This window comes from Streptomyces sp. NPDC048411 (assembly GCF_040704695.1).
Classification (GTDB): Bacteria; Actinomycetota; Actinomycetes; order Streptomycetales; family Streptomycetaceae; genus Streptomyces.
Window position 1 is genome coordinate 52,352 of the sequence record NZ_JBEZKL010000036.1, and the last position, 10,687, is coordinate 63,038.

8 protein-coding genes are annotated in these 10,687 nt (G+C 69.1%); all 8 read left to right on the forward strand.

The features are described 5' to 3' along the window. The first annotated feature begins 319 nt into the window (after positions 1 to 319). Positions 320 to 4,180, forward strand: a complete 3,861-nt coding sequence (locus tag AB0915_RS15720) for a nitrate- and nitrite sensing domain-containing protein (RefSeq protein ID WP_366691610.1) — start codon at positions 320 to 322, stop codon at positions 4,178 to 4,180. A 9-nt stretch (positions 4,181 to 4,189) separates the two neighbouring features. After that, a complete protein-coding gene (locus AB0915_RS15725; protein WP_006127850.1) occupies positions 4,190 to 4,603 on the forward strand; it encodes a roadblock/LC7 domain-containing protein in 414 nt (137 codons plus the stop codon). Positions 4,604 to 4,736: 133 nt separating this feature from the next. Further along, the gene (locus tag AB0915_RS15730) at positions 4,737 to 5,144 is read left to right on the forward strand and encodes a DUF742 domain-containing protein (RefSeq protein WP_266981123.1); all 408 of its coding nucleotides are present in this window, start codon (positions 4,737 to 4,739) and stop codon (positions 5,142 to 5,144) included. After that, complete coding sequence (locus AB0915_RS15735; protein ID WP_366691611.1) at positions 5,125 to 5,706, forward strand: ATP/GTP-binding protein; 582 nt, start codon at positions 5,125 to 5,127, stop codon at positions 5,704 to 5,706. The genes AB0915_RS15730 and AB0915_RS15735 overlap by 20 nt, the downstream gene beginning before the upstream one ends. 359 nt (positions 5,707 to 6,065) lie before the next feature. Further along, positions 6,066 to 9,263, forward strand: a complete 3,198-nt coding sequence (locus tag AB0915_RS15740) for a nitrate- and nitrite sensing domain-containing protein (protein WP_366691612.1) — start codon at positions 6,066 to 6,068, stop codon at positions 9,261 to 9,263. A 10-nt stretch (positions 9,264 to 9,273) separates the two neighbouring features. Then, positions 9,274 to 9,687: a roadblock/LC7 domain-containing protein gene (locus tag AB0915_RS15745; protein WP_006127847.1), complete on the forward strand. Its 414-nt coding sequence runs from the start codon at positions 9,274 to 9,276 to the stop codon at positions 9,685 to 9,687. A gap of 89 nt (positions 9,688 to 9,776) precedes the next feature. After that, complete coding sequence (locus AB0915_RS15750) at positions 9,777 to 10,424, forward strand: DUF742 domain-containing protein (protein WP_366691613.1); 648 nt, start codon at positions 9,777 to 9,779, stop codon at positions 10,422 to 10,424. Then, positions 10,405 to 10,687: ATP/GTP-binding protein (locus tag AB0915_RS15755; RefSeq protein WP_176902409.1), on the forward strand; the 283-nt coding region annotated here is incomplete at its 3' end. The genes AB0915_RS15750 and AB0915_RS15755, both read left to right, overlap by 20 nt.

Below are 10,687 nucleotides of genomic sequence, written 5' to 3' on the forward strand. Positions count from 1 at the left end.
CCCACCTGTTTCGCTCCCTATCGCCCGCTTTGACCATGAACACTCTCCACGGTTGGTGACTCGACCATCACAACGTGTCACCCAGGTCGCAGCCCAGTACGCGGGCCTTGTTGGAGATCCGGCACTGTGCTGGAATTCCACGCACCGCCGCGGGTTTCAGGCCGGCGCGCAGGTGGCGCAACGCAGCGCCGAGTGGCGGCGGGAAGGGGAGAGCGCCGGTCACTCACGACCACCAGGGGGCGGGTACAACGCCCCACGACGCCGACACCGTCCCACCCGTCTACGCGGAGGGACGCCTGGTCCAGAGGTTGCGACGCTAGTGCAGGGACGTTTCAAGAGGGATGGCAGCGCTGCGGCGGAACAGGAGCCGCGCGGCGGGACCGACCGCGGTTCCTCGCCCCAGCACGCCCAGAACCCGGGACCGGCCGCGGCCGGCGACAACGGCGACCGCGCTCCGCGCTCAGGTGCCACGGCGAACAGCGGAACCGACCCGGTCGCCCCGCTCCAGCCCCGGGGGCCTGTCAGTACGGGTTCGCGCGTGGCTCTGCGCAACTGGCGCATCAGTACGCGCCTGGTCTCCCTGCTCGCTCTTCCGGTAGTCGCCGCGACCACCCTGGGTGGTCTGCGCATCAACGACTCCATGAACGAGATTCAGCAGCTGGACCACATGCAGCTGCTCACCGAGATGACCAAGCAGGCGACCACGCTCGCCCAGGCGCTCCAGGAGGAGCGCGACCGGTCGGCGGGTCCGCTGACCAACGGCGTGAAGGCCGACGACTTCAAGGTCACCGAGCCGCGGAAGAGGACCGACCGGGCGAAGACCGCCTTCCTGCAGGCGACGAACGATATCGGCGACACCCAGGGCGACGACGCCCTGCAGTCGATCCACGCGAGCGTCAGCCAGATCGCCACCCAGCTCAATCAGATCCAGGACATCCGCAAAACGGCGTACGCGAAGGGCAGCCCGAGTCTCCGGACCGTCGACCAGTACAGCCAGCTGATCACCTCGCTGCTGAGCCTCTCGCAGGACATGGCGCAGGCGACCAGCAACCCGGAGATGATCAAGCGGACCCGATCCCTGGCGGCCTTCTCCTCCGCCAAGGAGTACGCGTCGGTCGAGCGGGCGATCATCGCCGCGGCCCTGCCCGGCGGGGGCGGCACCCTCAAGGAATCGCACCTCGACGAGAACGACAAACAGTTCGGCCGTGCCGCCCTCCGCAAGGAGAGGCTGGCCATGGAGGCGTTCGCTTCGACCTACGCGGCCACCGGTCAGAACGCCGACCAGCTGACGGCGTCGCTGAAGAACGGCAACCCGGAGATCAAGGCCGCCGACGCCTACGCCTCGAAGGTGCTCGAAACCCCCAACGGCATGAAGGGGGCGCCGCAGCGTTCGTACCTGGACTGGTACGAACAGAGCTCCACCAAGATCCAGGAGATGAAGAGAATCGAGGGGACCCTCCTCAGCGACATGGAGGGCAAGGCCCGCGAGCTCCGCGACGCGTCGAAGCGCGAAGCCATCATCAGCGGTGCGCTCATCCTGCTCGTTCTCGGTGTCTCCCTGGTGGGTGCCTTCGTCGTCGCCCGGTCCATGATCCGCTCGCTTCGGCGGCTGCAGGACACCGCGACCCGGGTCGCCCAGGACCGGCTGCCCGAACTCGTCAAGCAGCTCTCCGAGTCGGACCCGCAGGACGTCGACACCTCGGTCGAGTCCGTCGGTGTGCACTCCCGGGACGAGATCGGCCAAGTGGCCGCGGCCTTCGACGACGTGCACCGCGAGGCCGTCCGCCTCGCCGCCGAACAGGCCCTCCTGCGGGGCAACGTCAACGCGATGTTCACCAACCTCTCTCGGCGTTCGCAGGGTCTCATCCAGCGTCAGCTCTCGCTCATCTCCGAGCTGGAGTCGCGCGAGGCCGACCCCGACCAGCTGTCCTCGCTCTTCAAGCTCGACCACCTCGCGACCCGTATGCGCCGTAACGGCGAGAACCTCCTTGTCCTCGCGGGCGAGGAGCCGGGCCGTCGGTGGACCCGCCCCGTCCCGCTGGTCGACGTGCTCCGTGCCGCCGCCTCCGAGGTGGAGCAGTACGAGCGCATCGAACTGGCCGCGGTGCCCGCCACCGAGGTGGCCGGCCGCGTGGTCAACGACCTCGTGCACCTGCTCGCCGAGCTGCTCGAGAACGCCACGTCGTTCTCCTCGCCGCAGACGAAGGTCCGGGTCACCGGCCACGCACTGCCCGACGGCCGGGTGCTCGTGGAGATCCACGACACCGGCATCGGCCTCTCCCCCGAGGACCTCGCGGCCATCAACGAGCGGCTCGCGTCGCCGCCCACCGTGGACGTCTCCGTCTCCCGCCGCATGGGTCTGTTCGTGGTCGGCCGGCTGTCCCTGCGTCACGGCATCCGGATCCAGCTGCGGCCGTCCGACTCCGGTGGCACGACCGCACTGGTCATGCTCCCCGTCGATGTCGCGCACGGCGGCAAGCAGCCGGTCTCGAAGCAGACGCCGGGTCAGCAGCAGTCCGCCCCGGGCGGTCTGCTCGCCGGTGGCAACGGCGCGGGCAACGGCAACCGTCCGGGTCCCGGCGGTGCTCCGCGGGGTCTCGGCGCGGCTCCCGGTGGACAGCGCGAGCAGGTCAGTGCGGGCTCCGGTCCGCGGGCGGCACTGCCGGCGCGCGACAACGGTCCCCGCCAGCAGCCGAACCAGCAGCATCAGCAGGGCCAGCCGAACCAGCAGGGTCAGCAGAACCAGCAGGGTCAGCAGAACCAGCAGGGTCAGCAGAACGCCGGTTTCCAGAACTCTGGTTTCCAGGACTCCGGTTTCCAGGACTCCGGTTTCCAGAACGCCGGTTTCCAGAACGCCGGGCTGCCGAACACCGGCCCGCAGGACGCTTCGCGGCAGGATCCGCCGCGCCAGGGCGGCGGACTGTCCGGCGCCTTCGGCGGCAGTGCCCGGCTCGGCGCCCCCGGCGACCAGGGCGATGCCGGTCGTGCGGAGTCGGGTCAGACCAACCTGTTCGGTCAGAACCGGCCGGGCCAACCCGGTCAGCAGAACGGTCCGGGCCCCCGGCAGGCCCCGCAGCAGCCCCGGTACAACGCTCCCGACGGCCAGGGCGGCTTCCAGCAGCCCGGCGGTCCGGGCAACCCCGGCCGTCAACTGCCGCCCGTCGGCGGTCCGCGTGCCGAGCTGCCCGGTGGCAACCCGCAGCCGCAGCGCCCGCAGACCACCAGCTGGGGCACCGAGGACCCGTCGGTCCCGCGGCGTGCTCCGCTCGACGCCCCGCGCGGTCACGAGGAGCCCGAGTCCACCGGCCAGTTCCAGCAGCCGATGAATCCATCATTGGACCGGCGCCCGCCGATGGACGACCGACAAGGGCCCGGCTCCACGGCCGAGTTCGCCCGCCCGGACTTCTCGGCCCCGGCCCCGCAGTACCAGGACCCCGCGAGCACCTCGCAGTTCGCCCGCCCGGACTTCGGTGTCCCGGCGCCGCAGCACCAGGACCCCGCGAGCACCTCGCAGTTCGCCCGCCCGGGCTTCGGTGTCCCGCAGTCCTCCCAGGACCAGGGGATGCCCGGGCCGCGTCAGCGCGGCCTGGACGCCGAGGACTTCGGCGCGCCGCGTCCGGCCGCCGCTCCCGCCCCCGAGGCGCAGTACCGCCCGGTGCTGCCGCCCCAGCCCCAGCCCGAGGCACTGCCTGCGGCAGGTCTCGGGGACGGTCGTACTCCGCTGTACGACACGCTGGAGACGAACTGGTTCCACGGCGCGCAGCAGGGCGGCCAGCAGCCGTCCGCCGAGCCGCAGGCGCCGGGCGCCCCTCAGCAGTCCACCCCTGAGCGTCCCGCTCCCCCCATGCCGCGCCGCGGCGCGGGCGACACCGGCACCACCAGCTCCTGGCGTGCCTCGCCGAACGACGAACTCGTACGGCAGGCAGAGCGGGCCAAGAAGCCCGCAGCAGGCGGAATCACCACTTCCGGACTGCCTCGCCGGGTGCCGCGTGCCAATCTGGTGCCGGGCACTGCCCAGCAGCAGAACCACCAGTCCGGTCCTCAGGTTTCGCGTGCGCCCGATGATGTGCGCGGGCGCCTGACCAATCTCCGCCGGGGTATCCAGCAGGGTCGGCAGGCCAACAACGACCAGTCGACCGGCAGTTTCCCACTCGGCCCCACTCACCAGCAGGAGCGTTAGTTGAGCCCGATGAGTCAGGCCGCGCAGAATCTGAACTGGTTGATCACCAACTTCGTGGACAACACCCCTGGGGTGTCGCACACGGTGGTGGTCTCCGCAGACGGCCTGCTGCTGGCGATGTCCGAAGGATTCCCGCGCGACCGTGCCGACCAGTTGGCGGCGGTCGCCTCCGGGCTCACCTCGCTGACTGCGGGCGCCTCCCGGATCTTCGAGGGCGGCGCTGTCAGCCAGACCGTGGTGGAGATGGAACGCGGGTTCCTCTTCCTGATGTCCATCTCGGACGGCTCCTCACTGGCCGTGCTCGCCCACCCGGACGCCGACATCGGTCTGGTCGGGTACGAGATGGCCCTCCTGGTCGACCGCGCGGGAACGGTCCTCACCCCGGACCTCCGCGCCGAACTCCAGGGCAGCCTGCTCCACTAGGCGGCGATGAACCGGTGACCGACACGGTTGCCCCAGGTACCGCACTCCAACCCTCGCCCGTCCGGCCGTTTCAACCCCCCACCGGCCCCTTCAGACGGCAAGCCGACCCCTTGCTGTCACGCCCGGAGGATTCATGACCCCGCCACCCGCCTCACCCGATCCGTACGGCGCACTGCACCACGCGTCGTACGAAGGTGAAGGCGACCAGCCGCTGGTCCGTCCCTATGCCATGACCGGTGGCCGGACCCGGCCGCGCTACCAGCTCGCCATAGAGGCCCTGGTCTCCACCACGGCCGACCCGGCGCATCTGGCGACACTGCTCCCGGAGCACCAGCGGATCTGCCACCTCTGCCGTGAGGTCAAGTCGGTGGCCGAGGTATCGGCGCTGCTGTCGATGCCACTCGGTGTGGCCCGGATCCTCGTCGCGGATCTGGCGGAAGCCGGCATGGTGGCCATCCACCAGCCGGGCAACGGAGAGGCCGGCGGCGCGCCGGATGTGACACTGCTCGAAAGGGTGCTCAGTGGACTTCGCAAGCTCTAGCGGCGGTGCGGCCCGCTCCACTACCTCCGCGAAGATCGTGGTGGCAGGCGGTTTCGGCGTGGGTAAGACCACGTTCGTCGGTGCCGTTTCGGAGATCAATCCGCTGCGTACCGAAGCCGTGATGACGTCCGCGTCCGCGGGCATCGACGATCTGACCCACACCGGCGGCAAGACCACCACGACGGTGGCCATGGACTTCGGCCGTATCACCCTGGACCAGGACCTGATCCTGTACCTCTTCGGTACCCCCGGTCAGGACCGCTTCTGGTTCATGTGGGACGACCTGGTCCGCGGCGCGATCGGCGCCGTCGTCCTGGTGGACACCCGGCGTCTCGCCGACTGCTTCCCGGCCGTCGACTACTTCGAGAACAGCGGCCTGCCCTTCGTCATCGCCCTCAACGGCTTCGACGGACACCAGCCGTACACACCGGACGAGGTACGCGAGGCCCTGCAGATCGGCCCCGACACCCCGATCCTGACCACGGACGCCCGCCACCGTGCGGATGCCAAGAGCGCACTCATCACGCTCGTGGAGCACGCGCTGATGGCCCGGCTGAAGTAGCCGAAAGCTCGCCGCAAGTCGGTATGCGCATACGGCAGTTGCCGTAGTCGCACGGGGGCGGACTGTGTCCTTTGACACGATCCGCCCCCGTGTTCATAACGTTTCGACAGAGAATTACCCGGGCTTCGACACCCGATGCGTTCGGCCGGTATCACTGTGCTCACATGAGCCCCGCCTTTTGACGGGGCTCGCTCTTTATGCCCGTTTTATCTGAGGCTTGGACCACTCGGAATGGCTCATTCCGAGTGTTTGGAACGCGGCCGGTCCCCGTGCTGCAATTCGACGAAACTCCCGAGTAGTACGGCCCTGAACGAAAAACGGCACAGCGTAGGTGCCGACGCCGAGAGGTTGTTGGTCGAGTGAGGCGTAGCAACAAGGGCTCCGCAGTTCAGCCGGAGCGGGACAATTTCACCCCGCCGCCACGCACCGCGGCGTCACCTGCCGCCATGTCCACACAGGCACCGACCGGTGGCAGCACCAGCCGGCTGTCCCCCCGCAACTGGCGGGTGCCCACCCGGCTGAACGCCATCCTTCTGATCCCTGTGCTGGTCGGCCTCATCATGGGCGGCTTCCAGGTGAAGGGGTCGATCAACACGTGGAAAGAGGCCGAGGATGCCGAGAAGACCGCGCTGATCGTCCGATCGGCCTCGGAGTACGGGCAGGCACTGCTCAACGAGCGTGACCTCACCGCGCAGTCCCTGTTGTCGAACAAGCGTGACGCCGCGGTCGTCTCAGAGGCGCGTGCCACCACTGACGCCGCCGCCGCCAAGTTCGACGACGCCGTGCAGGACATGCCGAAGGATCAGGGCCTGGAGCGCCGTCTCCAGCTGTTCAAGCAGGAGGAGCCCAACCTCCCCGACCTGCGCAAGGCCGCCTACGCCGAGGCCATGGACCCGGTGAAGACGGAAGAGGGCTACGTCAAGGTTCAACACTCCCTGATGGAGTTCAGCAACGAACTCGGCCTCGGCACCGGCAACATCACCAGCTACGGCCGTACGGTCTACGCGATCGAGCTGGCCAAGGCGGCAGAATCGCTCCAGCGCTCCATCGGCATGCACCTGCTGGTGCGCCCGAGCCAGGAGGGCCCCAAGTTCGACGCCCAGGTCAAGGCGTTCGGCTCGTACAACTACCTGGAGCAGATCGCCCTCGGCGAGTTCGTCTCCGGTGGTACGGAGGCCGACTCCGCGCGGCTGAAGCAGGTCATGGTCGATACGGCGGCCGAGGGTGCGAAGAAGCTGAAGACCGCCAAGGAGCAGGCCGACGCGGCCGGTGTGCCGTTCGTCGCGCCGCCCAGCATCGACGGCTCGGTCTTCGACGGGATGGCCCAGCAGATCGGTCAGGGCAAGTCGCCCGAGAAGCTGGCCGCCAAGGGCATCACGCCCGAGACCTGGATGGCCGCCGCGACCGCCAAGTTCGACGGCTACACCACGGTCGAGGACGAGCTCGTCGACAAGGCGGTGACCGAGGCCGCGGACATCTCGTCCAGCGCCAGGACCGACGCCATCGTCAACGCCGCGATCGTGCTGGTGGCCCTGCTGGCCGCGTTCTTCCTGGCCGGGCTCATGGCCCGCCAGATGAGCCGCTCGATGCGCCAGCTGCGTACCGCCGCCTTCGGGATCGCCGAGCAGCGGCTGCCGACGCTGGTCGACCAGCTGTCGCGGACCGAGCCGGGCCGGGTCGACACCCGGGTCCAGCCGATTCCGATCACCAGCCGGGACGAGATCGGCGAGGTCGCCCGCGCCTTCGACCAGGTGCACCGCGAGGCGGTGCGGCTCGCGGCCGAGCAAGCCATGCTGCGGGGCAACGTCAACGCGATCTTCACCAACCTGTCGCGTCGCAACCAGTCGCTGATCGAGGGCCAGCTGACCCTCATCACCGACCTGGAGAACAACGAGGCCGACCCGGACCAGCTGGAGAGCCTCTTCCGGCTCGACCACCTCGCGACCCGTATGCGCCGCAACGGCGAGAACCTCCTTGTCCTCGCCGGCGAGGAACCGGGCCGCCGCTGGAACCAGCCGGTCCCGCTGGTCGACGTCCTGCGGGCCGCCTCCTCCGAGGTGGAGTCGTACGAGCGCATCGAGCTCTCCGGTGTCCCGGAGACCGAGATCCACGGTCAGGCCGTCACCGACCTCGTGCACCTGCTTGCCGAACTGCTGGAGAACGCCACCACGTTCTCCTCGCCCCAGACCAAGGTCCGCGTCACCGCGACCCGGCTGCCGGACAGCCGCGTGATGATCGAGATCCACGACAAGGGCATCGGCCTCACCGCCGAGGACTTCGCGGACATCAACCACAAGCTGGCCAACCCGCCGACCGTGGACGCCGCGGTCTCCCAGCGGATGGGGCTCTTCGTGGTCGGCCGGCTCGCCGACCGGCACGGCATCCGGGTCCAGCTGCGCCCCTCGGGCGAACAGGCCGGAACCACCTCGCTGGTCATGCTGCCGGACGCGATCACCCACGGCGGCGGGGGCGAGAGCCTCGGCTCCACGGACCCTCAGGACGACTTCACCGTCTCCTCGATCATCCCGCAGCAGTCGTCGTTCGAGCCGGAGCCGCAGCAGTCCCCACTGCGTACGGCGGCCGAACTCGGCTTCGACGACTCCCGGTACGAGCAGCCGGCCGACGCCGCGCAGCTGGACCCGGTGGGCCGCTCACTGATGCGTGAGGAGCGCCGGGCGGCGCTGGAGGCCCAGACGGGCGGTGAGCACCCCCAGTTCGCGGACGCCTCCTTCTCGGACACCTCGTACACCGAGGACACGTACGCGCAGGACCCGTACGCCCAGGAGCCGCAGCAGGGTCAGCAGCAGGAGCAGTACGCACAGGCCTCGTACGACGGTTCCTACGACCCGTACCGCGGCGAGACCGGCTATCCGGAGCACTCCGACTACGCACCGCAGGACGGCTATCCGGAGGCGGCATATGCCGCCCGGGAAAGCGCTCAGCAGGGTTACGAGGAACAATTCGCGGCCCAGCCCCACCAGGAAGAGTGGGCAGATCAGGGCACGTACCAGAACGCGTACGAGCCCACACTGCAGGCCGAACCGGAATCTGTCCCCAGCGCCCCCGCGGAGCCGCAGGAGCGCGTAGGCTTCGACCGTTCGGGCCCCACCCCAAACGCAGGCCACGAGCTGACCGATGCCGGTCTGCCGCGCCGGGGCGGTCAGCAGCACTGGCAGCCCACCGGCCGCGGAAACGACCAGCCCGTCTCAGCCGAGCAGCAGCCGCTGCGGCAGCAGAAGTTGCCGCAGCGGCCGTCGCCCGCGCAGCAGGACGGGAACGGCTCCGACGACTGGCGCTCGAAGAACGACGAGCGCTGGGAGCGGGCCGAGAAGCTCCGGGAGCCGAAGGCGGGCGGGGTCACCCCGTCCGGACTTCCCCGGCGGGTGCCCAAGGCCAATCTGGTCGAGGGCACGGCGGAGCAGACCCAGCAGGGCGGCCCTCAGGTCTCCCGCGCCCCTGAGGACGTCCGGGGCAGGTTGAGCAACCTGCGCCGGGGCATTCAGCGGGGACGTAACGCTGGTTCGGACGCAAGTACTACCTACAACCAGGAGCGTTAGTGTGAGCCCGATGAGCCAGGCGGCGCAGAATCTCAACTGGTTGATCACCAACTTCGTGGACAACACCCCCGGGGTGTCGCACACGGTGGTGGTCTCCGCCGACGGACTCCTGCTGGCCATGTCCGAAGGATTCCCGCGCGACCGTGCCGACCAGCTGGCGGCCGTTGCTTCCGGTCTGACCTCGCTGACCGCGGGCGCCTCGCGGATCTTCGAGGGCGGCGCCGTGAACCAGACCGTGGTGGAGATGGAGCGTGGATTCCTCTTCATCATGTCCATCTCTGACGGATCTTCGCTGGCAGTTCTTGCACATCCGGACGCCGATATCGGTCTGGTTGGGTACGAAATGGCACTTCTGGTCGACCGTGCGGGCAGTGTCCTCACACCCGATCTCCGTGCCGAACTGCAGGGAAGTCTTCTTAACTAATAGACAGGCGGTGCGTTTCGCGCCACCGCGCCATAAGGTGCGGTGGCGCGGCCCCACTGGGACCAGGACCGGCAGTCGGAGGAGGAAACGTGGCAACACCCTCAGGCGGACACCAGTACAACGGTGGTCAGCAGGTACCGGGTGAGCACGGGGACAACCGTTTCAACTTCCCCTCCACGCCCAGCAGACAGGGCTCGCAGGAGCCCTATCAGCCGCCTCAGCAGCCGTATCCGCCCCGACAGGGACAGGGCGGCGGGTGGCCGCAGGCCCAGGACGGTGGGTGGCCCCAGCAGCCGCAGCACCCTCAGCGGCCGCACCGGTTGGACGCGCCCCAGCAGCCCCGTATTCAGCCGGTGCAGCCGCGACGGGCCGCCGAGCCCGCCGAACCGGCGGCGCACAACCCGCTGGTCCGTCCGTACGCCATGACCGGCGGCCGGACCCGACCGCGATACCAGCTCGCCATTGAGGCGTTGGTCAGTACCACGGCCGATCCGTCCCGGCTGCAAGGGCAGTTGCCCGAGCACCAGCGGATCTGCCGGCTGTGCTTCGAGATCAAGTCGGTCGCCGAGATCTCGGCGCTTCTCTCGATCCCCCTCGGCGTTGCCCGAATCCTCGTAGCCGACCTGGCCGAGGCCGGACTCGTCGCTATCCATCAGCCCGGCGGCGACGAGTCCGCCGGCGGCCAGCCAGATGTGACACTGCTCGAAAGGGTGCTCAGTGGACTTCGCAAGCTCTAGCGGCGGAGCAGCCCGCTCCACTACCTCCGCGAAGATCGTGGTGGCAGGGGGCTTCGGCGTGGGTAAGACCACGTTCGTCGGTGCCGTTTCGGAGATCAATCCCCTGCGTACCGAAGCCGTGATGACGTCCGCGTCCGCGGGCATCGACGATCTGACCCACACCGGGGACAAGACCACCACGACGGTGGCCATGGACTTCGGCCGTATCACCCTGGACCAGGACCTGATCCTGTACCTCTTCGGTACCCCCGGTCAGGACCGCT

What these genes read in the sequence shown, in the direction of transcription:
- AB0915_RS15725 (WP_006127850.1), top strand. Translation starts at nt 4,190, where the DNA reads ATGAGTCAGGCCGCGCAGAATCTGAACTGGTTGATCACCAACTTCGTG.
- AB0915_RS15730 (WP_266981123.1), top strand. Translation starts at nt 4,737, where the DNA reads ATGACCCCGCCACCCGCCTCACCCGATCCGTACGGCGCACTGCACCAC.
- AB0915_RS15745 (WP_006127847.1), top strand. Translation starts at nt 9,274, where the DNA reads ATGAGCCAGGCGGCGCAGAATCTCAACTGGTTGATCACCAACTTCGTG.